This window comes from Vibrio sp. S17_S38 (genome assembly GCF_014694375.1).
GTDB lineage: Bacteria > Pseudomonadota > Gammaproteobacteria > Enterobacterales > Vibrionaceae > Vibrio.
The window spans coordinates 1-21,752 of record NZ_JAAUWW010000021.1; the positions used below are offsets into that span (position 1 = coordinate 1).

At 38.9% G+C, this 21,752-nt stretch carries 26 protein-coding genes; 13 read left to right on the forward strand and 13 right to left on the reverse strand.

The features are described from left to right. Window positions 1-118: 118 nt before the first annotated feature. Window positions 119-364, forward strand: coding sequence for a GNAT family N-acetyltransferase (locus tag HC725_RS14455; protein ID WP_342365956.1), 246 nt, complete (start codon window positions 119-121; stop codon window positions 362-364). A 65-nt stretch (window positions 365-429) separates the two neighbouring features. On the opposite strand, the gene HC725_RS14460 is transcribed toward HC725_RS14455, so the two are convergent. Together HC725_RS14460 and rraB are read right to left on the reverse strand one after the other, a co-directional pair. Then, window positions 430-1,236, reverse strand: coding sequence for a glycosyl hydrolase 2 galactose-binding domain-containing protein (locus tag HC725_RS14460; protein WP_190332578.1), 807 nt, complete (start codon window positions 1,234-1,236; stop codon window positions 430-432). A 111-nt stretch (window positions 1,237-1,347) separates the two neighbouring features. Next, on the reverse strand, window positions 1,348-1,782 hold the full coding sequence (rraB, locus tag HC725_RS14465) for a ribonuclease E inhibitor RraB (RefSeq protein ID WP_238928525.1): 435 nt from the start codon (window positions 1,780-1,782) through the stop codon (window positions 1,348-1,350). Window positions 1,783-1,936: 154 nt separating this feature from the next. On the opposite strand from rraB, the gene argF reads away from it, so the two are divergent. The 6 genes from argF to HC725_RS14495 all read left to right on the forward strand — a co-directional run bounded on the left by argF (window position 1,937) and on the right by HC725_RS14495 (window position 7,414). Next, a complete protein-coding gene (argF, locus tag HC725_RS14470; RefSeq protein WP_190332579.1) occupies window positions 1,937-2,941 on the forward strand; it encodes an ornithine carbamoyltransferase in 1,005 nt (334 codons plus the stop codon). A 293-nt stretch (window positions 2,942-3,234) separates the two neighbouring features. Further along, a complete protein-coding gene (gene pyrB / locus HC725_RS14475; RefSeq protein ID WP_190332580.1) occupies window positions 3,235-4,164 on the forward strand; it encodes an aspartate carbamoyltransferase in 930 nt (309 codons plus the stop codon). A 12-nt stretch (window positions 4,165-4,176) separates the two neighbouring features. Beyond that, complete coding sequence (gene pyrI / locus HC725_RS14480; RefSeq protein ID WP_190332581.1) at window positions 4,177-4,638, forward strand: aspartate carbamoyltransferase regulatory subunit; 462 nt, start codon at window positions 4,177-4,179, stop codon at window positions 4,636-4,638. A gap of 63 nt (window positions 4,639-4,701) precedes the next feature. Further along, on the forward strand, window positions 4,702-5,091 hold the full coding sequence (locus HC725_RS14485; protein ID WP_190332582.1) for a RidA family protein: 390 nt from the start codon (window positions 4,702-4,704) through the stop codon (window positions 5,089-5,091). A gap of 152 nt (window positions 5,092-5,243) precedes the next feature. Beyond that, window positions 5,244-5,726 carry a hypothetical protein gene (locus HC725_RS14490; protein ID WP_190332583.1) on the forward strand — a complete coding sequence of 161 codons (483 nt, stop codon included), beginning with the start codon at window positions 5,244-5,246 and terminating at the stop codon, window positions 5,724-5,726. Further along, entirely contained in the window at window positions 5,726-7,414 is a 1,689-nt protein-coding gene (locus tag HC725_RS14495; protein ID WP_190332584.1) for a GGDEF domain-containing protein, read from the forward strand. Before HC725_RS14490 ends, HC725_RS14495 begins: the two co-directional genes overlap by 1 nt. Before the next feature lie 114 nt (window positions 7,415-7,528). Here the strand turns inward: HC725_RS14495 and HC725_RS14500 are convergent, their stop codons facing one another. The 3 genes from HC725_RS14500 to HC725_RS14510 form a co-directional block, all read right to left on the reverse strand. Then, window positions 7,529-9,058: a DHA2 family efflux MFS transporter permease subunit gene (locus HC725_RS14500; RefSeq protein WP_190332585.1), complete on the reverse strand. Its 1,530-nt coding sequence runs from the start codon at window positions 9,056-9,058 to the stop codon at window positions 7,529-7,531. Between the two features lie 11 nt (window positions 9,059-9,069). Beyond that, the gene (locus tag HC725_RS14505) at window positions 9,070-10,272 is read right to left on the reverse strand and encodes an efflux RND transporter periplasmic adaptor subunit (RefSeq protein WP_190332586.1); all 1,203 of its coding nucleotides are present in this window, start codon (window positions 10,270-10,272) and stop codon (window positions 9,070-9,072) included. 73 nt (window positions 10,273-10,345) lie between these two features. Continuing rightward, a complete protein-coding gene (locus HC725_RS14510) occupies window positions 10,346-10,783 on the reverse strand; it encodes a MarR family transcriptional regulator (RefSeq protein ID WP_190332587.1) in 438 nt (145 codons plus the stop codon). 203 nt (window positions 10,784-10,986) lie between these two features. Between HC725_RS14510 and corA the strand changes: the two genes are divergently transcribed. After that, the gene (gene corA / locus HC725_RS14515; protein ID WP_190332588.1) at window positions 10,987-11,943 is read left to right on the forward strand and encodes a magnesium/cobalt transporter CorA; all 957 of its coding nucleotides are present in this window, start codon (window positions 10,987-10,989) and stop codon (window positions 11,941-11,943) included. A 55-nt stretch (window positions 11,944-11,998) separates the two neighbouring features. On the opposite strand, the gene HC725_RS14520 is transcribed toward corA, so the two are convergent. The 8 genes from HC725_RS14520 to mlaF all read right to left on the reverse strand — a co-directional run bounded on the left by HC725_RS14520 (window position 11,999) and on the right by mlaF (window position 17,715). Next, a complete protein-coding gene (locus HC725_RS14520; RefSeq protein WP_190332589.1) occupies window positions 11,999-12,724 on the reverse strand; it encodes a 1-acylglycerol-3-phosphate O-acyltransferase in 726 nt (241 codons plus the stop codon). A gap of 168 nt (window positions 12,725-12,892) precedes the next feature. Further along, window positions 12,893-14,161, reverse strand: coding sequence for a UDP-N-acetylglucosamine 1-carboxyvinyltransferase (gene murA / locus HC725_RS14525; protein WP_190332590.1), 1,269 nt, complete (start codon window positions 14,159-14,161; stop codon window positions 12,893-12,895). Window positions 14,162-14,200: 39 nt separating this feature from the next. Continuing rightward, window positions 14,201-14,455, reverse strand: a complete 255-nt coding sequence (gene ibaG, locus HC725_RS14530; protein WP_190332591.1) for a BolA family iron metabolism protein IbaG — start codon at window positions 14,453-14,455, stop codon at window positions 14,201-14,203. A 54-nt stretch (window positions 14,456-14,509) separates the two neighbouring features. Continuing rightward, a complete protein-coding gene (locus tag HC725_RS14535; RefSeq protein ID WP_190332592.1) occupies window positions 14,510-14,815 on the reverse strand; it encodes an STAS domain-containing protein in 306 nt (101 codons plus the stop codon). Continuing rightward, a complete protein-coding gene (gene mlaC / locus HC725_RS14540) occupies window positions 14,815-15,459 on the reverse strand; it encodes a phospholipid-binding protein MlaC (protein ID WP_190332593.1) in 645 nt (214 codons plus the stop codon). The genes HC725_RS14535 and mlaC overlap by 1 nt, the downstream gene beginning before the upstream one ends. A gap of 89 nt (window positions 15,460-15,548) precedes the next feature. Next, window positions 15,549-16,052, reverse strand: coding sequence for an outer membrane lipid asymmetry maintenance protein MlaD (mlaD, locus tag HC725_RS14545; RefSeq protein ID WP_190332594.1), 504 nt, complete (start codon window positions 16,050-16,052; stop codon window positions 15,549-15,551). 69 nt (window positions 16,053-16,121) lie between these two features. After that, complete coding sequence (gene mlaE / locus HC725_RS14550; RefSeq protein WP_446751375.1) at window positions 16,122-16,889, reverse strand: lipid asymmetry maintenance ABC transporter permease subunit MlaE; 768 nt, start codon at window positions 16,887-16,889, stop codon at window positions 16,122-16,124. Between the two features lie 25 nt (window positions 16,890-16,914). Next, window positions 16,915-17,715, reverse strand: coding sequence for a phospholipid ABC transporter ATP-binding protein MlaF (gene mlaF / locus HC725_RS14555; RefSeq protein WP_190332596.1), 801 nt, complete (start codon window positions 17,713-17,715; stop codon window positions 16,915-16,917). A 320-nt stretch (window positions 17,716-18,035) separates the two neighbouring features. Here mlaF and HC725_RS14560 point away from each other — a divergent pair, with 320 nt between their 5' ends. From HC725_RS14560 to lptA, 5 genes are all read left to right on the forward strand, one after another. Next, window positions 18,036-19,001 (forward strand): calcium/sodium antiporter, encoded by a 966-nt coding sequence (locus tag HC725_RS14560; RefSeq protein ID WP_190332597.1) that lies wholly within the window; start codon window positions 18,036-18,038, stop codon window positions 18,999-19,001. A 183-nt stretch (window positions 19,002-19,184) separates the two neighbouring features. Beyond that, window positions 19,185-20,156, forward strand: a complete 972-nt coding sequence (locus HC725_RS14565; protein ID WP_190332598.1) for a KpsF/GutQ family sugar-phosphate isomerase — start codon at window positions 19,185-19,187, stop codon at window positions 20,154-20,156. Beyond that, entirely contained in the window at window positions 20,156-20,713 is a 558-nt protein-coding gene (gene kdsC / locus HC725_RS14570; RefSeq protein ID WP_190332599.1) for a 3-deoxy-manno-octulosonate-8-phosphatase KdsC, read from the forward strand. The genes HC725_RS14565 and kdsC overlap by 1 nt, the downstream gene beginning before the upstream one ends. Beyond that, window positions 20,710-21,273: an LPS export ABC transporter periplasmic protein LptC gene (gene lptC / locus HC725_RS14575; protein WP_190332600.1), complete on the forward strand. Its 564-nt coding sequence runs from the start codon at window positions 20,710-20,712 to the stop codon at window positions 21,271-21,273. Before kdsC ends, lptC begins: the two co-directional genes overlap by 4 nt. After that, window positions 21,254-21,751 (forward strand): lipopolysaccharide transport periplasmic protein LptA, encoded by a 498-nt coding sequence (lptA, locus tag HC725_RS14580; RefSeq protein WP_190332601.1) that lies wholly within the window; start codon window positions 21,254-21,256, stop codon window positions 21,749-21,751. The genes lptC and lptA overlap by 20 nt, the downstream gene beginning before the upstream one ends. Window position 21,752 lies beyond the last annotated feature (1 nt).

Below are 21,752 nucleotides of genomic sequence, written 5' to 3' on the forward strand. Positions count from 1 at the left end.
GTTAACATAATCACCATCCAGTTTTGTTAAAACTGAATGATACCAAGTGGATCAATTTTCAATTGGTGTTAGTGGATCATTTTTGCACTGGTGGTGACACTTAGCTGGGAAACCAGAAATATGCGAGTTGCAAAAAATGTACATATTGCCACAAGCACGTAAGCAAGGCTTTGCTCGAAAGCTAATCGAAATATGTTTTCAAGAAGCGAAAGTGCTGGGATTTGAACAATGCTATTTAGAATCTACCGCCGAACTTAAAGCAGCATTGGCCTTATATGAAAAGTTGGGCTTTGAGCATTTAGAAAGTGCATGGGGAAATACAGGGCATGGCGATTGTGAAGTGGTAATGGCTAAAGCTCTATAAAGATCAAATGGGTATGATACTAAGTTGTGCCTCACTTCCCTACGCTCATTTTAAATCTTTACAGGTTAAAGTGGATAATGACTGACACATTGCTGTTCCGATAACGCAATGTCGAACGGGAAATGATACCCATCTAAATGGACAAAAAGCTGAGTAGATCCTGATAGCACAGACCGACCATCATTTGATAACAATGCTTGCTTTGGCGCATCTATCTGGAAAATGGCTGTGACATGATCGCTGCGTATATCGAGCGGAACTGTATATGTCATACCGTTGTATTTGATATCTGCCGAGACCAAGCCGGATTTAAGTGTTTGATAATAAACATCAACCTTCAACTCACAGCCTCCATGATGCCAGATCTGCTCGGTCGTAACATGGTGTAAGCGTACACTGCGAATTAAACGTAAAAATGGCGTCCGTTTAATGCCGATTGCTTGATCGGTTAACTCGACTTGCTGATGATCCAAATGACAAACCGCATCTTGCTCATCAATCAACCAATCCTCTTCTTGTTGATCTAAGAACAGAATTTCAATCCGATTTCTACCAAGATTAAGATACTCTTTGATGTCTTTTTGGTAGCGATATTGGCTACCATCACAGTCATAAACTGCTACTCCACCAACTCGAACTTCTGCATAATGATTAATACCTTCAATCACTAAATCAATGGCAGCTAAACCCAACATTGATTCATCAACCTCAATATCATGCATCAAATGCCACTCTTGGGTAGCAATATCACTTTCAGATAAAGATCGAGGTAAAACTGATTTCAATGCCGATGGAAACTCAATATCCGCTTGCGGGATAGTTAAATCAGTTAACGGTGAAAGCTGCCAAAAGCCAGTAAGAGGTTGATGCATAATCGTCCATGTATCTCATAATAGCTGAGACTATTCAATTAATACTACATTAAAAATAGCATAAAAAAGCCAGCGACAAGGCTGGCTGATTGAGCATCTTATAAAGAAATGTTATTCGGCGTCGTAGTCGTCATTTTCTTCATCATAGATTGCATCTTCACCTTCGTAAAAAGTGCCCCATCCATCATAAATAATGTCATATTTTTCAGCTAAATCAACTAACTTTGCAACTTGCTCATCAATCAAAAGAGGATCTAAAGCCGACTGCATAATAGCATCACAGCACAATACTTTCTGTCCATCTTCGTCTTCAGTTTCTTCTGCTTCTAAAACCTCAAAGCCCATTTTAAAAGCTTCAATAACGGCTTCTTGTAACACTTCAAGATCTTCTGCAAACAGATGATGTTCGATATCGTATAAAGCATCCGGATCACTGCCATCTTCAATCAATGCTGCAATAATGTCGCGAGTTTCTTCTTTTTGAAATTCAATCAGCTCTTCAACTGATAAGTAATCATCTTGCATAGATTGATCATTGTTAGACATGACAGTGCTCCAATATGGGCTAAATTCAGAAAGCGTATTTTGCCATGAAACACCATTGGAAGGTATGTAAAAATACAATCAAATAAAAATTCACTTTAACAGCATTTTTATGTATAAATACTCTTTGCTTCATTTATTGAATAGGGACGTCATTATGGCTTTCAATCTTCGCAATCGTAATTTTCTTAAACTATTAGACTTCACTCCCAAAGAGATCCAATTTTTGTTGGATCTTTCTGCTGACTTAAAAAAAGCCAAATACGCAGGGAGTGAGCGAAAAACATTAGTCGGAAAAAATATTGCTTTGATCTTTGAAAAGTCATCAACTCGTACTCGCTGCGCATTTGAAGTGGCTGCTTTTGATCAAGGAGCACAAGTCTCTTACTTAGGTCCATCTGGCTCACAGATTGGTCATAAAGAATCAATGAAAGATACCGCACGCGTATTGGGACGTATGTATGACGGTATTGAGTATCGTGGTTATGGACAAGTCATTGTCGAAGAGTTAGGCCAACATGCTGGTGTTCCGGTTTGGAATGGCCTGACCGATGAATTCCACCCAACTCAAATTCTAGCTGACTTCTTAACTATGCAAGAATTTAGTCGTGGTAAACAATTACATGAATTATCTTTTGCTTACCTTGGAGATGCCCGCAATAACATGGGTAACTCACTGATGGTCGGTGCGGCAAAAATGGGGATGGATATTCGCCTTGTTGCTCCAAAGGCATTTTGGCCAGAAGAAGCACTCGTGGCTCAATGCCAAGCCGTTGCCAAACAAACCGGAGCCAAAATCACCTTAACCGAAGATGTTACAAGTGGCGTAAAAGACTGTGATTTCCTTTATACCGACGTGTGGGTATCAATGGGTGAAGCGGCGCAAGCATGGGATGAACGAGTCGCATTAATGAAGCCATATCAAATCAATACCGATGTAATCAACGCAACCGGTAACCCTTTAGTTAAATTTATGCACTGCTTACCCGCCTTTCATAACGATGAAACTACGGTTGGAAAAGAAGTTGCAGATAAATATGATATGAAAGGCTTAGAAGTCACCGAAGAAGTATTCGAATCTCGCCACTCAATTGTTTTTGATCAAGCAGAAAACCGTATGCATACGATTAAAGCAATTATGATCGCGACTTTAGGCAATTAATTCAGGCTTCGTTTAGCGCATAAAATGGTTCGTATTTGAGCAATATCAAGCCAATGTGTATTTAAGTAGCAAACGCTTGCGCTAAAAAAGATAGTGCGTATAATTTTCCTCAATCAATGAAAGGGAAGATAAAATGCCGCAGCAAGGTAAAATTACCGTGTTATGTTACGAGCTCACTAGCTTGTATGGCTTGATTATTCGATCTTTCCACTCATAAAAAACCTCCTTCTATCGGAGGTTTTTTTGTATCTGTATAATATGTATTTATGGTTGATATTCGTTAAGGAACCCACATGGCAAACTCGCTCTATCAAAAACACATCATTTCCATTCCTGAGCTTTCACGTGAGGAAATGGAGTTAATCATTCAAACGGCTGCGAAAATCAAAGCAGAACCTCAACCAGAATTGATTAAAGGAAAAGTGGTCGCGAGTTGTTTTTTTGAACCATCGACCCGAACGCGTCTCTCTTTTGAAACGGCGATTCAACGTATCGGCGGCAGTGTGATTGGTTTTGATAATGCGGGTAACACTTCACATGCTAACAAAGGTGAAACACTCGCCGATTCGATTCAGATTATTTCATCATATGTTGACGCCTTTGTGATGCGTCATCCACAAGAAGGCGCGGCACGTTTAGCCTCTGAGTTTTCAAATGGCACTCCTATCATCAATGCGGGTGATGGTTCAAACCAACATCCAACCCAAACCCTGCTCGATCTGTACACTATTTATGAAACTCAAGGAACGCTCGATGGTATTAATATCGCGTTCGTTGGTGACCTTAAATATGGTCGTACCGTGCATTCATTGACTCAAGCATTAGCTAAATTCAATAACGTCCGCTTCTACTTTATTGCGCCAGAAGCGTTAGCTATGCCAGATTATATTTGCGAAGAGTTGGACGATGCTGGTATTACGTATAGCTTACACAACGAAGTTGAAAGCGTAATGGACAAGCTAGATATTTTATATATGACGCGAGTGCAAAAAGAACGCTTTGATGAATCTGAATATGCACATATTAAATCCGCTTTTGTCTTAACCGCAGCTTCATTAAAAAATGCCAAAGATAATATGAAGGTACTGCATCCACTTCCTCGTGTTGATGAAATTACCGTGGATGTCGATAAAACCCCTCACGCTTATTACTTCCAACAAGCGGAAAATGGTGTGTATGCACGTACCGCTCTGTTAGCTCTTGTTCTTAATTCAGAATTATAAAAGGAGATCATCATGTCTAAACAAAACCAACTTCAAGTTGAAGCAATTAAAAACGGTACTGTGATTGATCATATTCCAGCCCATGTAGGCGTTAAAGTACTGCGTCTTTTTAATATGCATAATTCTAATGAACGAGTGACGATTGGCTTAAATCTCCCTTCATCAGCATTAGGGGCAAAAGATTTATTGAAGATTGAAAATACATTCATTAACGAAGAACAAGCTCAAAAACTGGCTTTGTACGCACCTAAAGCCACAGTTAATCAGATTGAAAATTACTCCGTTGTAAAGAAACTTGAACTCACATTGCCTAAGCAAGTGGTCGATGTATTTAGTTGCGCCAACAGTAATTGCATCACTCATAACGAACCGGTATCAAGCAGTTTTAGCGTGACAGAAAAAAATGATGTGATTCGTTTGAAATGTAAATATTGTGAAAAAAGCTTCTCACGCGACATCATGACAGAAAGGTAGTTTAATCGTACACACTGATTGGTTATGATGAATACCTAACTCAATATAAAAATGGATATGATAATGACAAAAGTTCTACATACAGACGCAGCCCCTGCGGCAATTGGTCCTTATGTTCAAGGCGTTGATCTTGGCAATATGGTCATGACTTCTGGTCAAATCCCAGTGAATCCTGTGACAGGTGAAGTACCAAGTGATATTAAAGCTCAGGCTCGCCAATCTCTTGATAACGTAAAAGCAGTCATTGAATCTTCCGGCTTAACCGTTACCGATATCGTAAAGATGACTGTATTCGTTAAAGATTTAAATGATTTTGTTGCAGTGAACGAAGTGTATGGTGCTTTCTTTGATGAGCATAAGGTCGCTAATTACCCTGCTCGCTCATGCGTTGAAGTGGCACGCCTACCAAAAGATGTTGGCATTGAAATTGAAGCCATTGCGGTTCGAAACTAATAACAAAAAACGCTTTTACTAGCCAGTGAATAAAAATGAAGCAGAGTTAATGCTAATACTCTGTTTCTTTTTTAACCCATCCATTAATAGTAACTATTGTCCGAGTAATGTTAGAATAAAAACATTACGATTAAACATACTTGGCAATATTTATGAATCCATCAATGAAAAGCTATTATTATCTGATAATAGGATTGATAACTATTCTTTTGTCTTTCTATTCTCAAGCGGAAGTATTACTCACTTTAGAGTCTAGTTCTGGGTATCGTAAAATACTAAGTCGTGAAGAACTAGAAGCGCTACCTCAAGAAAGCTTTACTACCTCAACACCTTGGACAAAGAACCCCCATACTTATCAAGGCCCCAGACTTAGCTTAGTAACAAGTAATTTCCCTCAGCCATTTCAATCGATTAAAGTTTATGGCATCAATGGTTATGCCTATGATATTAAAGAGAAAGAGTTAAAAAAATACCCTTTTATTTTGGCCATGAAACAAGATGGAAAAAGAATGGCTTTACGTAACAAAGGCCCTCTTTGGGTACTATTACCTTTTAATCAATATCCCAAAGTAGATTCTATAGATGAAATGTTGAATAAATTTGTTTGGCAAGTAAATAGAATTAAGGCCCAGTAATGATCCGATTACACTTATCTAAACAGCATATTATTAATATTATTTTCCTTGCCCTCCTTACGCTATTTACTGCTAGTTTTCTATGGAGTGTTTATTTACAAAAAGAAAATGAAGATAATATTGATACGTTTTATCGTTCAACTAATTGGTATTCAAATCGGATATTATATCAATCTGAAACCTTTCTATATCAAGCACGTTTATACCAACTTAATGGTGTAAAGCTATCCGAACTATCTCAAAGCTATGACTTACTTTGGAACCGATTAGAGATCTTTTTAGAATCTGACGAAACCGAAATGTTAAGGGCTAACCACCCAGACGTAGAGCAAGGTGTTGCCAATTTATTTAGTACCATTAAAACAATGGATCAAGATCTCATTAATCCAGAGCAACTACATCAGGCCGCATTCCAACAAAAAATACTACAAACAAAAGCTGACTTATTGGTTTTAAATTATGCGTTAAGCCAAGTATTAAGTGGAACCATTAGCAAAGGAATTAGGACCAATAACGATCTTATTCAATTTTGGCAACTCATGATGTTCATCATTAGCTTATTACTAGCCACTGCGTTATTGAGGACAACACAGCGATCTTCTAATCTTGCAAAACATGATCCTCTGACCAAACTAGGAAACCGTCGATCTCTAGATCAATATCTACAACAGAAGTTAAATAAAAACCACCCCATTTCTGTGGTGGCGATAGATTTAAAACGCTTTAAGCTTATTAATGATGAGATAGGTTATCATGTTGGTGACCGAGTGCTCATTTCATTTGCAGAAAAACTCTCTCAGTATAAAGACGCTGTCGCTTTTCGCTTAGGTGGGGATGAGTTTGTTTTAGTCAGCCCATATTCAGGCGATCCTGAAATGCTTAGATCATGGGGGCAAGAAATAAAACAACAATTAAGTTTTGATTTCCAATCCCGTGAATATAGCTTCCCTATCTCGATGCGTTTAGGTATTGCTTTTAGTGACGTACAAGATCAACTAAATGCAGACGAATTACTAGATCAAGCAATACAGGCCCTAGATGAAACAAAGCAGCTAACAGCCAGTGATTGTGTGTTATATCCAGAAACCATACCGCGTACCAAGGATAACCTGATGAGATTACAACAAATTACTCATTGGTTAGAAGATGACAACAAGCTTTCTCCACTAAATATTAATCTTGAACCTCTTTATCGTCAGCCAGACAATCAGCCAGAGGTCATGTTATTGAGTTTAACTTGGAGGCAAGATGAGTCCATTTGTTCACTCGATTGGTTAGCAGAACAACGACTCTACCTGCAAGTTCTGCCTAAAGTTTTAGAGCAAAGCTGCCAACAAACCTCATTGCCTATTTTACTTAAACTAAAAACCTCACATCAAATAGAACAGTTGCTACAAACAAAAGTATACGATTTACAGCAACAACAGAAAGTATTATTTGGCTTACCAAGTCTAATTGGTGTGACGAGTCATCAAATAAACTTGTTACAGCAGCATAAAATAAAAATAGCACTTGAACGGATAAACAGTGGCGAAGAACCAAACTATAAAGCATTAGAGCAAATATGTTATTGGTCCCCCAAAGGGCTACCCGATTCTAAGCAGAAAAAAGAGGCTTTATTTCAGCTAGCGAATGCTTTTAATCAAGTCACTTTATTACCTTTTCAGTTAGCCGGGCTATCAAAATAAAGGCGCGGATTTCATCTTTAATAAAAAAGGCACTAATTAGTGTATAAAATTACTCCATAAAGCTAATTAGCGCCTTTTTCTCCGACCATAAGATCAATAAATATCGCTTATCATTTAATGTCCTGCAGATGGTGCTGCGGGACCTGATTTTATAAATGGCCCTTTAGCAAACCACACGAACACAATCAGAATTAAGAACAGCCAACCTAGCATGTAAAAATAATCAATGGTTGAGTTCATAAATGATTGCGTGGTAATAATATGATCAACCGCTGCAAAATTAGCTTGAGTCTGCCCTCCCATATGATTTAAATATTCCACAGAGGCGGGTTCATAATTACTCACATGTTCCGTTAAGGTTGCATGATGAAAATCGGCTCGGCGATGCCATATCCAAGTCGTTAACGATGATGCAAAACTCCCACCGAGCACACGTAAGAATGTCGTTAAACCTGAGGCTTCTGCAATATCTTGTCCATGCATATTAGACAAGAAAATTGTCGTCAATGGCATAAACATAAATGCTATACCGATTCCCATATACAGCTGTACCAAAGCGATGGTTTCAAAATCAACAAAAGTATTAAAACCTGCACGCATAAAGCATGATGTACCGATAATCACGAAGGATATTGTGGCTAATACTCGCATATCGGCTTTATGAGCATACTTTCCAACAAAAGGGGTTAATAAGAACGGTAAGATCCCCATTGGAGCGGAGGCAAGTCCTGCCCAAATCGAGGTGTACCCCATATAAATTTGTAACCACTGTGGCAAAATAATATTTATGGCAAAGAATGCGGCATAACTTAGTACTAACGCTAAAGTCCCAAAGGTATAATTTCTATCTTTAAATAAATAAAGATTGACGATAGGGTGCTTTTCGGTCAATTCCCAAATAACAAATGAGATAAGCGCAATCACAGAGATAATGGTCATCACTACAATTTTAGTCGAAGCAAACCAATCCGCATCATTACCTAAATCAAGCACAACTTGAAGCAAACCGACTCCGACCACCAGCAAAGCGATCCCCATAAAATCAATTGGCATTTTAGTGGTGATATCAGCACGATCTTTTAGCTGTTGCCATACCACAGTGCAACAAAATATCCCAATGGGAATGTTAATAAAAAAGATCCAAGGCCATGAATAATTATCCGTGATCCAACCACCCGTAATAGGCCCTACTATAGGTGCAACTACCGTTACCATTGAAATTAAAGCTAATGCAGTTCCCCGCTTAACCGATGGAAATATAGCGAGCAATAACGTCTGGCACATAGGAAACATTGGACCGGCAAAGAAGCCTTGCAATGCACGAAACACAATCAGCTCTGGCATACTTGTCGCTAAGCCACATAATAGTGACGTTAAAGTAAACAGAGCAACTGATACTATAAATAAACGCAATTGCCCAATACGACGAGAAAACCACCCCGTCAACGGCAACGCAATCGCATTACATACGGCAAATGAAGTAATAACCCAAGTACTCTGTTCCGAACTAACACCAAGGTTACCTGCAATGGTTGGCAAGGCAACGTTAGCAATAGTACTATCAAGCACTTGCATAAACGTCGCAAGCGCTAACGCAATGACAGCCAATACTAAACTTGGCGGTGTATAGGTTTGATCATTCATAAGATCCCCTATTACTTAGCTAGTTGTTCTTGAGTCTCTGCCTCTGAAAAACCAATATTATCGTGTAAAATTTTGGTCACCAGTTTATCTACTTGTGATAGCGCATCTTTATACACATCAGTGCTATAGCGTGCTTCTTTCTTTGGTTCAACCGCGAGTAACTTACCATCAGTATCTTTAATACTAATAGTCGCAAGCATTGATAGGCCAATTCGTAGTGGATATTTATCTTGGTTTTCATCATCTAAACGGATTTTAACTGGCAAACGTTGAACGATCTTAATCCAGTTACCACTGGCATTTTGAGCTGGCAAAAGTGAAAATGCACTACCGGTACCAATCCCTAAACTTTCCACTTCACCTTTATATTTAACGTCATCCCCATACAAGTCAGCGGTTAAGACAACAGGCTGACCAATACGCATATCTTTCATCTGGCTTTCTTTAAAGTTCGCATCAACCCACACTTGATGAAGAGGAACAATCGCCATTAATGAGGTTCCTGGCTGAACTCTGCTTCCCAACTGAACGGAACGTTTTGCGACATAGCCACTGACTGGTGCCACAATTTGACTACGAATATTGGCCAAGTAACTTTGACGTAATTCAGCTATTGCCCCCTTAATACCAGGGTGCGTTTCAAGCACGGTATTATCCACCAACGCTAATGTCATTTTTAGTGCTTCTTGTGACGCTTCTAAATCACTGCGAGTAGATTCAACTGCATCTTTATAATGGTTCAAGTCTTCTTTCGAAATAGCACCTTTTTTGACTAAATTTTTACGACGATTGTAGTCATTAATAGCCTGACGATATTGCACCTTACTCGCTTCAACTTTGGCTTTAAAATTATCAACGGTAACGTACATACTGCGAACTTCACGTACTTTTGAGCCCAATTTAGCTTCTGCAGCTTGCAGTGCAATTTGAGTATCGTTCGAATCCAGCTCAACTAATACTTGGCCTTTTTTAACAAAATCACCTTCATCAGGCCCAACGGTTGTTACTGTGCCAGCAATTTCAGGAGAAAGTGTGACTAGATTTCCATTCACATAAGCATCATCCGTTTCTTCATAGAACTTCAAATAGCTTACATAGTAAAAATACCCACCGACTGCTAGTACGATCAAAATAATAAAAAAGATGACAAAAGAAGCCTTACGCTTACTTTTAGGTTTTTCTGCAACATTATTGTTTTTGTCTTGTGTGTCCATGATTCAACCATTAAAAAAGAAAGTAATAAAAAAGATGATTATTTAATGTAACCAATTGATTAAATATATAATTCTACGATGTCAGCATTCTCGTTAATAAACCCAGCAATTGATCAATCTCCTCAGAATTGAGGTCCCCAGTTAATTTAGGTCCAACATGAGTCGCAATAATTTCAAGGCATTGTTCAAGTATCTCAACACCAAGAGTGGTAAGACTTAACAATACTCCACGCTTATCATTTGGATTAGGTTGCTTTTCAATTAACGACTTTTTGACTAAACGTTCAACCATTCGGGTCATTGAGCCACAATCAATTGACAATGCTTTGCTAATTTCTACTGGGGAATAAATACCTTCAACTTCAATAACAGCCAACACTTTAAATTGAGCTGGTGTAATATCAATCGGCGATAAGTGCGCACTAAGAAGCCGATCTTTATGTTGATTAACTAAATGGATCATCCTGCCAATGGGTACTGCACCTACATAGGCACTATTCATATTATTCATACCTCATCAATATGCTTGCCTAGGCAATAAAATAGAACGAGATATTACTGCCTAGGCAAGTACATTGTCAATGGATATTTCAAAATGTAACAGTCGTATAAATAATCCAAGCTATTCATTATAGACTTAATTAAAATGCTTCCACGATAAAGCATGGTTGTATTCGCTATGCTGTAAAGCTATTTAGCTAGGAGTTCTACTCGATGCGATTCTTTCAAATAGATCATGGTTTCATTCGTGAAATCTCAACCGATAATAATACCGAGCACTTACCACTAATCGAGCAAGCTGATTGGATTGATGTGAGAGAGCCTAGTAATGAAGAACGGAAACTACTGTCTAAATCACTAGGAATTGAATTGCCAAATAGTGGTGATGTTGGAGAAATAGAAGCCTCTTCAAGATATTTTGTCGATAATGAAGGGATGCATATTCACTCATTATTTATTTCACCAACAGAAGGTCGGCATACGACAGTCAACATCGCTTTTATTTTGCAAGAAGATAGGCTTGTGACCATCAGAGAAGGAAGTATTGCTGATTTTAGATTATTGCGTTTACGTGCTCGTAAAGGTCAAGTGAGCTGTGAGAATGTACAATCATTATTCATTACCATTCTTGAGCAAAAAATTGAAAACCATGCCGATACTTTAGAAGACATCCACTTTCAGTTAGAAAAAGTGAGTCATACCGTACTCGAAGATCTAGAAGCTAACTTAGAAGAATGCATTAGTCGCTTAGCAAAGTTGGAAGATAGTAATGGTAAAATTCGATTATGTCTGATGGATACTCAGCGCATTATCTCATTTCTATTACGTAATCTAGAGTCGACACCAGAACAACTAGAAAGGTTACGAGAAATTGGGCGAGATATTGAGACTCTTATGTCCCATGCAACATTCTTATTTGAGAAAATCAATTTTTTAATGGATTCAACTCAAGGCTTCATTAACATCGAACAAAATAAAATCATTAAAATATTTTCAATAGCTGCTGTGGTATTTTTACCACCAACAGTAATTGCCAGTATTTATGGGATGAACTTTACCGTTATGCCAGAATTAGAGTGGGTGTATGGATATCCATTTGCACTATCTCTGATGGTGGCTTCTGGTTTTGCGCCTTATCTCTACTTCAAACGGAAAGGATGGTTAAAATAGTCATAAAAAAAGCCAATGTAACACCTTACATTGGCTCTTCATTGCTTTGACTCGTCTAGCTTTTATTTAACTCAAGCACTTCTGCATCAAGTTGAGCTAACTTATCTTTCATTTGATTACGGCATTCTTTCAGTAATAAGCGAACATTCTCTTTACTGTAGCCATCGGTATCAATTGGTGGCAGCATTTCGACAATGACATGACCATTGTTCCAACGATTTAATTTTACCTTATCCGTACTACTACAGATGATAGGAACAATAGGAACTTGTGCTGCAATTGCAGCATGAAAAGCGCCAGTTTTAAAAGGTAACAAACCTCGTCCACGAGAACGAGTCCCTTCTGGAAACATCCAAACCGATACTTTATTTTTCTTTATTTGCTCCGCTATCTGCCCAATCGTTCCGGCCGCCTTGGTTCGATTCGCTCGGTCAATTAAAATATTGCCCGTCAGCCAATAAAGCTGACCAAATAGAGGCAACCACACTAAGCTTTTTTTCCCCACCGTCACTGCATTTGGGGTTAACGCAGCTGAAATTGTAAATAAGTCCCAATTATTTTGATGATTACCTAGATAAATATGCTGGCCTCTTTCATTCGCATTTTCAGGCACTCTTAATTCTAATGTAATACCAAACACTTTCGACATACGAGCAAACATACGTCCAAAGGTATACACGTGGCGAGGGTTTCGTGGACTAAGTAAACAATACCCACAACCGAATATAAACATCAATACAGCAAAAATCGCCACAGCAATAATACGCAGTAAAGCAATCATTTGAGTTCTCCAATCACATTTATTTTAGGCATCTAAAATCAGATATAAAATAATAAAAAAGCTGAAATCTTAAGACTTCAGCTTCCTAATGTAGGGTATCTTACCCGAAAGACACTCTTTACCCAAAATAATTGGATATTGAGGGCTTTATATTATTTAGATTTAATATCACAGCGATTGTTCTTTAAAACGCTCAATATTAGCACCCAATTTGTTGAGCTTATTTTCAATACGATCATAACCACGATCAATATGATAAATACGATCAACGATAGTTTCGCCTTTCGCGATGCAACCTGCAATCACTAAGCTAGCTGATGCACGTAAATCAGTTGCCATTACTTGCGCGCCCGTTAGATGATCCGTATCGCCACAAATAACCGTATTTCCTTCTATCTCTGCTTTTGCTCCCATACGCATCAATTCGGGTACATGCATAAAGCGATTTTCAAAGATAGTTTCAGTGATCACACCGCCACCTTTCGCCATCATATTCAATAGCGTAAATTGGGCTTGCATATCAGTAGGAAAACCTGGATGCGGAGCAGTACGAATAGTGACAGCTTTCAATTCACGACCAGTCATATCTAAGCTGATCCAATCTTCACCAGATTCAACTTTTGCGCCAGCTTCTTCCAATTTAGCCAATACAGCTTCAAGTAATGATGCTTTAGTATTTAGGCACTTCACTTTACCGCCAGAAACAGCAGCAGCAACTAAAAAAGTTCCGGTTTCAATGCGGTCAGCTACAACGGTATGTTTACCACCGACCAAGCGCTCAACACCTTCAATGGTAATTGAACCTGAACCAGCACCAGTAATTTTGGCACCAAGTGCATTTAGAAATGCTGCGGTATCTTCAATTTCCGGTTCACGTGCAGCATTTTCAAGTACCGTTGTACCTTCAGCTAGCGTTGCAGCGCACATAACCGTAATGGTCGCACCAACAGACACTTTATCCATTACAACGTGAGCACCTTTTAAACGACCATCAACTTCGGCTTTTACATAACCATCTTCAAGTGTGATGGTTGCGCCTAATTGCTCTAAACCATGAATATGGAGATCAACAGGGCGAGCACCAATGGCACAGCCTCCAGGTAGAGAAACTTGACCTTTTCCAAAACGAGCGACTAACGGACCTAATGCCCAAATAGAAGCACGCATGGTTTTTACTAAATCATAAGGTGCGCAGTATTCGTTAATTGGGCCTGCGTTCACTAAGATGGTTTCATCTTCTCGTGATACTTCAGCTCCAAGACGCTTTAATAATTCCATACTGGTATCAATATCACGTAACGCTGGAACGTTACTGACCTCAACCGAGCCTTCAGATAAAATAGAAGCAAACAAAATAGGTAATGCTGCATTCTTTGCGCCAGAAATAGTCACTTCGCCTTGCAACGGGCCGGAGCCATGTACTCTAAACTTTTCCATTAAAAACCTTGATTTCTTTATCTATATGACAGCAACAGATTACAGCGACATTAATTTTTTATCGCGTGCCCATTCTTCTGGTGTATATGCTTTGATTGAGACAGCATGAATATCATTTCTTTGGATATATTCCATCAGCGGAGCGTAAATTAATTGCTGTTTCTTCACTCGGCTCATGCTTTCAAACGCTGAGTCAACCGCAACCACTTCATAATGGCTACCTTCACCTTTTACATGAATTTCTTGCAATGCTAAAGCATCATCTAAAATTTGTTTAACTTGATTAATATCCACTGTGTCCCCTACAGCACTACACCCTTATATTTTGGGTAGACGAGTACTCATAATTTATCGAATATGAAAAGAAAATAAGCCGTCTATATTACTCAACTCAAATAAAGTTTTCAGTTGTTCGGGCATAAAAGTCAGTATTATATGGCAATTTTGAAGTTTTGCATGCTGTATTAAATGAATAAGCATGACCATACCAGCCGAATCGACCCTTCCAATCTGTTTTAAGCATACTTCAAAAGTTGGATTTTTCACCTGCCAAGCTTGTAGCTGTGACCAAAGCGAGGGCACGGTATCTCGAGTAAGTATTCCAGTTATAGATGCAGAATCATCAGAATCAAATTGCCACTGTGGGTGTATCATTACTTTTTAGTCTCAAAGGTAATATCTTTTTGCGCTAACTCTGCAAGCTCTTTCGTGACCGACGGGATCCCATCTTGACGAATTTTAGTGTTCCATTCAGATTGTTTGCTAGACAGTAAACTTATCCCTTCAGCAACCATATCGTAAGCCTTCCATTCACCCGAATTCTTGTTTTTAAGTAACGTAAAATCGAGTTTAATGCTTGGACGTGATGGATCAATAATCTCAACTCTAACATTGATAATACGACGGTCGCTTTCAATCGACTGCTCTTTTTCAAACTGAATTTTTTGATTGCTATATTGAGTGAGTACTTGAGCATAAGAAGTAATTAGATACGCTCTAAATTCATTGATAAACGCTTCTACATCTTTCTTATCAGCACCACGTAAATTAGGCCCAAGTAACTTTAATGCGGCGTATTGATAATTAACATAAGGCATCATTTCTTCATCCACAATCGTTTTTAATTGATTGGGATTTTTACGAATATCAGCTTGCTCTGCTTTTAAGCGAGAAAATGTTTGATCCGCTACTTGATGCATCATCTGATACGGGTTGGTTGCATCGACCTCTTTAGCCTGCAGTCCTATACTCACTAGCAACAAAGTGATCAATGCTAATGTTTGCTTTATCCAATTCATATATATTCCTTTGGTCACTAATATGACCTAATCACTATTTTCTAAACCACTATTTATTTAAACGTACTGTTATTATTGATTTTCGATAATCAATTAGTATCATTCGTTTTTTCATCTTTTGAATCTGAACCCTTAACGCTATACAGCATTTGTCCGATCAAATCCTCTAACACTAATGCCGATTTAGTATCCTCAATAAAATCTCCGTTATCGAGCATCGCAACGTCATCCATTACAAATCCAGGCACTAGGCTAATATATTGCTCTCCAATCAAACCCGATGTTAGAATTTTAGCGCTCGAGGTTTCAGGGTATTGGCCAAATTTACGTCCAATGGTCATGGTAACAACTGGGATATATTTCTTGGTATCTAAGCTGATATCGCTTACTTGACCTATGACTACTCCACCGACTTTGACTGGAGATCGTACTTTCAAGTTACCTATGTTATCAAAGTCAGCTTTCAATATGTAGCTGTCGGTTGGACCGATACTCGTCACGTTGGCCACTTTAAACATCACGATTAAAATAGCTAAAATTCCAGCTAATACGAAACACCCAACCCACAATTCAATACTACGATTTTTTTGCATCGTTACTTTCCAAAGTTAAATTCTACATATCGCTATAATCAGGCTTCGCTAATCATTAATTTACTAGCATTAATTTCCGAACATCAATGCAGTAAGAATAAAGTCTAGCCCTAATACCGCTAAAGATGAATGTACGACCGTTCTGGTCGTAGCTCGGCTGATCCCTTCCGAGGTAGGCACGCAATCATATCCATTAAATAAAGCTATCCAAATAATAGTGATGGCAAAGACAAAACACTTAATTAGGCTATTGCCAACATCATGCCCTAAATTCACAGCAGATTGCATTGCAGACCAGTAACTGCCCGAATCAATCCCTTTCCATTCAACACCGACTAATTGACCGCCCCAAATACCAACCGCCATAAAAATCATCGCTAATAATGGCATCGAGATAACACCCGCCCAGAATCTCGGTGCGATCACTCGTCTTAAAGGATCTATTGCCATCATTTCAAGGCTGGATAATTGCTCTGTCGCTTTCATCAATCCAATTTCAGCCGTTAATGCAGAACCCGCACGGCCAGCAAAAAGCAGCGCAGTCACTACAGGCCCTAATTCACGTAATAACGATAACGCCACCATTTGGCCTAAATTACCTTCAGCGCCGTAATCCACTAAAATAACATAGCCTTGTAAACTCAAGACCATTCCGATAAACAGGCCAGATACAATGATGATAGCCAAAGACTGAACGCCAACGGCATAGAGTTGCTTAATCAATAATGGAAAGTTTTTTCTTGGTTGCGGCCGCCCAATTAAAGCGCCAAATAACATCAGTGATGCTCGCCCCCAAGATTCACAAGATTGCAGAGTGCTTGCACCCAAATTAGCGATCCAGTCAAATCGATGATTGTGTGGCTTATTCACAGTCGAACAGATCCTTTTCTAGTAATTGTGCAGGGAAATGAAACGGTACTGGGCCATCTTCTTTCCCTATTAAAAACTGTTGCACTCGATCGTCATCCATATTTTCAAGCTCTTTTGGCGTACCTTGCGCGATAACTTTACCGTTCGCTAGAAGATAAACATGATCGGCAATACTCATCACTTCAGGGACATCATGCGAGACAACGACAGAGGTAATACCTAATGCATGATTCAAACGTTTGATTAACTTGACCAAAACCCCCATCGTAATCGGATCTTGTCCGACAAAAGGTTCATCATACATAATGAGTTCAGGATCCAAAGCTATTGCTCTCGCTAATGCGGCTCGCCTTGCCATTCCACCAGACAGTTCACTCGGCATTAAATCCGCCGCACCACGTAACCCCACGGCTTCTAACTTGAGCAAAACCAAGCTGCGAATCAATTCACCTGAAAGTTCGGTGTGCTCTTGTAACGGAAAAGCCACATTATCGAACACCGTCATATCGGTAAATAATGCACCCGATTGAAATAACATACTCATTTTTTTACGTACACGATAAAGCTCAGAACGTGATAACTGAGGAATATTATCACCATCAAAATCAATATCCCCATGATCCGGCAAAACTTGCCCTGCGATCAATCTTAATAATGTGGTTTTACCAATGCCAGAAGGCCCCATTATCGCAGTGATTTTTCCTTTTGGGATCGACAAGCTAATATCATCAAAAATCACTCGCTGCTGGCGACGAAACGTTAACGATTTTATCGATATCAAATCACCTTCCATAAGGATCCTTTATATGTAATAACAAACAAAAAATATCGATGTATCATAGCCGATTAGTGATTGAGTTCAAAGTAATCTGAACACAGGTCTGTATGCCCACATTCCTAATCAAATAGATCCAATATTATATTTAAGGGTTAATGCTATTATTTACGACAAATTATTAATAAATATGTACAAACTCTTCCATTTTCTAACCCAAACCGTCAAAATCCGTACCTCTTGTCTAAATCACTAGATACCATCTTAAAGTATACGTTTACTAGATGGCTGGTATTTTTAGGCTATTGATATTCATTACTTAATAAGCAGGAACACTCATGTTAATCGCGGTTGGATTACTTATTGTTGGTTTAGCATTACTTGTCTGGAGTGCTGATAAATTGGTCTATGGATCAGCGGCGGTTGCTAAAAATATGGGCATATCCCCATTAGTTATCGGCATGACCATTCTTGCAATGGGATCTTCAGCGCCAGAAATGATGGTCTCAGCAACCGCGGCTTTAGATGGAAAAACGGATACTGCAATCGGTAATGTCATTGGTTCAAACATCGCGAACATTGCCTTAATTCTCGGTATTGCCGCCCTAATTAAACCGCTATCTATAGGTTCTACAATTTTACGCCGTGAATTGCCATTGATGATGATCGTTACGGTTATTGCAGGATTTTTACTTTGGGATAATTATTTTGGGTTTTCTGAAGGTATCATCCTAATGGTACTTTTTGTTGGCTTCATCTTAATGATGCTAAAGATCAGTAAAGAAGAAAAAAATAATAACGACGTTCTGCTTGAGCAACAAGAATCTGAAATCCCGGATGGTGTCGATAACAAAAAAGCTATTTTCTGGGTAATTGTTGGTTTAATTCTTTTATTAATATCGTCTAAATTAGTGGTTGATAATGCCGTTATCATCGCCAAGTTTTTTGGTATGAGTGATCTTATTATTGGTTTAACCATCATTGCCATCGGAACAAGTTTACCTGAACTTGCTGCATCGATTGCGGGAGTCATGAAAGGTGAAGATGACATGGCGGTTGGTAATGTTATCGGTTCCAACATTTTTAATATTCTTGCTGTGATGGGATTACCTGGGCTAATTAACCCATCCATGATTAGCGAACATATTATGGGGCGTGATTTTTGGGTCATGCTCGGAATATCCGCTCTATTGGTACTGATGGCTCTTGGAAAATCACGCCGCATCAGCAGAATTGAAGGTGGCATATTATTTGTGTGCTTTTTAGCTTATCAGGGCTATCTGTTTTACAATGTAAGTGCATAACTCAGACTCGATTTATCCAACATACTTGAAGTATCACCCTCAAGTAACAAAGCCTGAAACAACAAGGCTTAAAATGACAAAAAACACAAACATCAGCCGTTATTTTTATCTTATTATAAAAACGGCTGATTTCATTTTATTTCAGGCTTGTTCCTGCTATTGGTTATTCTAGGATCATTATTTATGTCGACATCATTTGATTACTGCGCTGCTGCTAACGAAGTTCTTGCGATTGAAATAGCGGGATTAACTCAATTAACACAATACTTCGACCACAACTTTACCCAAGCTTGTGAGCTTATTTTAAATAATAGCGGCAAAGTCGTGGTTATGGGGATGGGGAAATCGGGTCACATTGGTAAAAAACTCGCAGCAACACTTGCCAGTACAGGGACTTCCGCATTTTTTGTTCATCCGGGCGAAGCTAGCCATGGTGACTTGGGTATGATCAGCTCAAATGACATCGTACTCGCCATATCAAACTCAGGTGAGTCATCAGAAATCCTTTCACTTTATCCTGTTCTACTGCGCCGAAATATCGCCATCATAAGTATGACAGGAAAACCTGAATCAAACATGGCAAAACTGGCCGATCTTCATTTACAAATAACAGTACCAGAAGAGGCTTGCCCACTCGATTTAGCACCAACCTCAAGTACAACCGCCACTTTAGTTATGGGAGATGCACTTGCGATCGCTCTAATGAAAGCTCGTGGTTTTACTTCTGAAGATTTTGCACTATCGCATCCAGGCGGAGCGTTAGGTCGTAAATTACTATTGAAATTGTCGGATATTATGCATGCAGGCGATACGTTACCGACCGTGCCTAAAGACGCACTTATTCGAGATGCATTACTTGAAGTCTCTCAAAAAGGCTTAGGTATGACCGCGATAGTAGAATCCGATATGACCTTACTTGGCATATTTACCGATGGCGATTTACGTCGTCTACTTGACCAGCGTATTGATATTCATACCACCACTATTGATCAGGTAATGAATGCAAAGCCAACCGTCGCTAATCCTAATTTATTAGCAGTAGAAGGCTTAAACATTATGCAAGAGAAAAGCATTAATGGATTAATGCTATGCCAAAATGGTAAATTAGTCGGAGCATTAAACATGCACGACCTATTAAAAGCCGGAGTAATGTAATGAATTCAACAACCTTAACCCCATATGGACAAGCTCCTGATGAAATAATGGCTATTGCTAAACAAATCAAATTGCTGATTTGTGACGTCGATGGTGTCTTTTCTGATGGCTTAGTTTATATGGGAAATCAAGGTGAAGAATTCAAAACATTCCATACACGCGATGGTTACGGCGTAAAGTCATTAATGCAAACTGGCATCCATATCGCGATTATTACGGGTAGACAATCTCAAATTGTTGAAAACCGCATGCAAGCACTTGGCATTAAGCTGATTTATCAAGGGCAAGATAACAAATTGCTAGCTTATCAAGATATTATGGAGAAGCTTGACGTTACACCAAGTCAGGTAGGTTATATTGGTGATGACCTCATTGATTGGCCCGTGATGGAAAAAGTTGCACTAAAAGTCTGCGTAGCTGATGGACATCCTTTATTACTACAACGAGCCAATTATGTAACCCATATTCGAGGTGGACATGGTGCGGTACGTGAAGTCTGCGACCTTATCTTACAAGCAAGAAATGAGCTAGAAACCTACCAAGGACAAAGTATATGAGTTTTGCTCGGCTGATGTATTTTTTACTGTTTTTAATCGCTTGTGGTTCTGGCTATTATTTGTATGAAAAATCCACGGACAAGTCCCATCAAATTGTATTAGATAAAGAGCATCCAATGTTTACCGGCATTGATTTAAACTCGGTAAAATACACCATTGAAGGGCTCCGAGATTATAATATTTATGCAGTTTCGCTTGAAAACTACGCTCAAACAGGCGATACCGTATTTGATAAGCCCGTCCTAACCATTTATCAGCAAGGTAATATCGTAGAATGGGTGGTAAACTCAGACACTGCTGTATTAGACAAAGATCATCTACTCACGTTGACGGGGAATGTTGTAGCGACAAACCATCTGCCCGATCCTAGTTTTAATACTTTAAATACCGATAAGATGCTGATTCATCTAAAAAGCAAAGATTTTTCTACCGATAAAAAAGTCATTATGGTAGGCCCACAATTTACCAATAGTGGCAATGCATTAGAAGGTAACTTCAGTACCAATGTTGCCACACTATTTAATCAAGTACAGGGTAAGTATGAAACTCTCACACCTTAGTCTATTTATATGCTTATTAGCACCAACGGCCTCTTGGGCGCTCACTAGTGACCAGAAACAACCGATTTATATCAATTCTGATAGTCAGCATCTTGATATGAAAACCAATAAGGTTACTTTTACTGGTAATGTTAAATTGACCCAAGGCAGTATTCATTTAACGGCTGATAAACTGATTGTCATCCGTAATGCTAAAACTCAACAACTACAAGAAATGCAAGGCTACGGTAAACCGGCCCATTTTTCGCAAAAAAGCGATGAAGGTAAATTATTAAAAGGGCAAGCCAACACCTTAGTTTATAACGTTCATACTGATAAATTAATCATGACGACTAATGCTGAATTGCATCAAGATGATAGCGTAATTAAAGGTAAGATTATTACTTATCAAATTGGCACTCAAAACCTAGAAGCCAACAGTGGTGACGGGCAACGAGTCTCGACGGTTTTGCAACCAGAACAATTGGATAAAAAATAAT

Excerpts from the sequence above, each read along its gene's own strand:
- HC725_RS14460 (WP_190332578.1), bottom strand. The coding sequence starts at position 1,236 with ATGCATCAACCTCTTACTGGCTTTTGGCAGCTTTCACCGTTAACTGAT.
- corA (WP_190332588.1), top strand. The coding sequence starts at position 10,987 with ATGCGATTCTTTCAAATAGATCATGGTTTCATTCGTGAAATCTCAACC.
- pyrI (WP_190332581.1), top strand. The coding sequence starts at position 4,177 with ATGTCTAAACAAAACCAACTTCAAGTTGAAGCAATTAAAAACGGTACT.
- HC725_RS14565 (WP_190332598.1), top strand. The coding sequence starts at position 19,185 with ATGTCGACATCATTTGATTACTGCGCTGCTGCTAACGAAGTTCTTGCG.
- mlaF (WP_190332596.1), bottom strand. The coding sequence starts at position 17,715 with ATGGAAGGTGATTTGATATCGATAAAATCGTTAACGTTTCGTCGCCAG.
- rraB (WP_238928525.1), bottom strand. The coding sequence starts at position 1,782 with ATGTCTAACAATGATCAATCTATGCAAGATGATTACTTATCAGTTGAA.
- lptC (WP_190332600.1), top strand. The coding sequence starts at position 20,710 with ATGAGTTTTGCTCGGCTGATGTATTTTTTACTGTTTTTAATCGCTTGT.
- pyrB (WP_190332580.1), top strand. The coding sequence starts at position 3,235 with ATGGCAAACTCGCTCTATCAAAAACACATCATTTCCATTCCTGAGCTT.
- kdsC (WP_190332599.1), top strand. The coding sequence starts at position 20,156 with ATGAATTCAACAACCTTAACCCCATATGGACAAGCTCCTGATGAAATA.
- mlaD (WP_190332594.1), bottom strand. The coding sequence starts at position 16,052 with ATGCAAAAAAATCGTAGTATTGAATTGTGGGTTGGGTGTTTCGTATTA.
- HC725_RS14560 (WP_190332597.1), top strand. The coding sequence starts at position 18,036 with ATGTTAATCGCGGTTGGATTACTTATTGTTGGTTTAGCATTACTTGTC.
- HC725_RS14510 (WP_190332587.1), bottom strand. The coding sequence starts at position 10,783 with ATGAATAATATGAATAGTGCCTATGTAGGTGCAGTACCCATTGGCAGG.
- HC725_RS14485 (WP_190332582.1), top strand. The coding sequence starts at position 4,702 with ATGACAAAAGTTCTACATACAGACGCAGCCCCTGCGGCAATTGGTCCT.
- lptA (WP_190332601.1), top strand. The coding sequence starts at position 21,254 with ATGAAACTCTCACACCTTAGTCTATTTATATGCTTATTAGCACCAACG.
- HC725_RS14500 (WP_190332585.1), bottom strand. The coding sequence starts at position 9,058 with ATGAATGATCAAACCTATACACCGCCAAGTTTAGTATTGGCTGTCATT.
- murA (WP_190332590.1), bottom strand. The coding sequence starts at position 14,161 with ATGGAAAAGTTTAGAGTACATGGCTCCGGCCCGTTGCAAGGCGAAGTG.
- HC725_RS14490 (WP_190332583.1), top strand. The coding sequence starts at position 5,244 with ATGAATCCATCAATGAAAAGCTATTATTATCTGATAATAGGATTGATA.
- mlaC (WP_190332593.1), bottom strand. The coding sequence starts at position 15,459 with ATGAATTGGATAAAGCAAACATTAGCATTGATCACTTTGTTGCTAGTG.
- HC725_RS14505 (WP_190332586.1), bottom strand. The coding sequence starts at position 10,272 with ATGGACACACAAGACAAAAACAATAATGTTGCAGAAAAACCTAAAAGT.
- HC725_RS14495 (WP_190332584.1), top strand. The coding sequence starts at position 5,726 with ATGATCCGATTACACTTATCTAAACAGCATATTATTAATATTATTTTC.
- HC725_RS14520 (WP_190332589.1), bottom strand. The coding sequence starts at position 12,724 with ATGATTGCTTTACTGCGTATTATTGCTGTGGCGATTTTTGCTGTATTG.
- HC725_RS14535 (WP_190332592.1), bottom strand. The coding sequence starts at position 14,815 with ATGATACACCCACAGTGGCAATTTGATTCTGATGATTCTGCATCTATA.
- argF (WP_190332579.1), top strand. The coding sequence starts at position 1,937 with ATGGCTTTCAATCTTCGCAATCGTAATTTTCTTAAACTATTAGACTTC.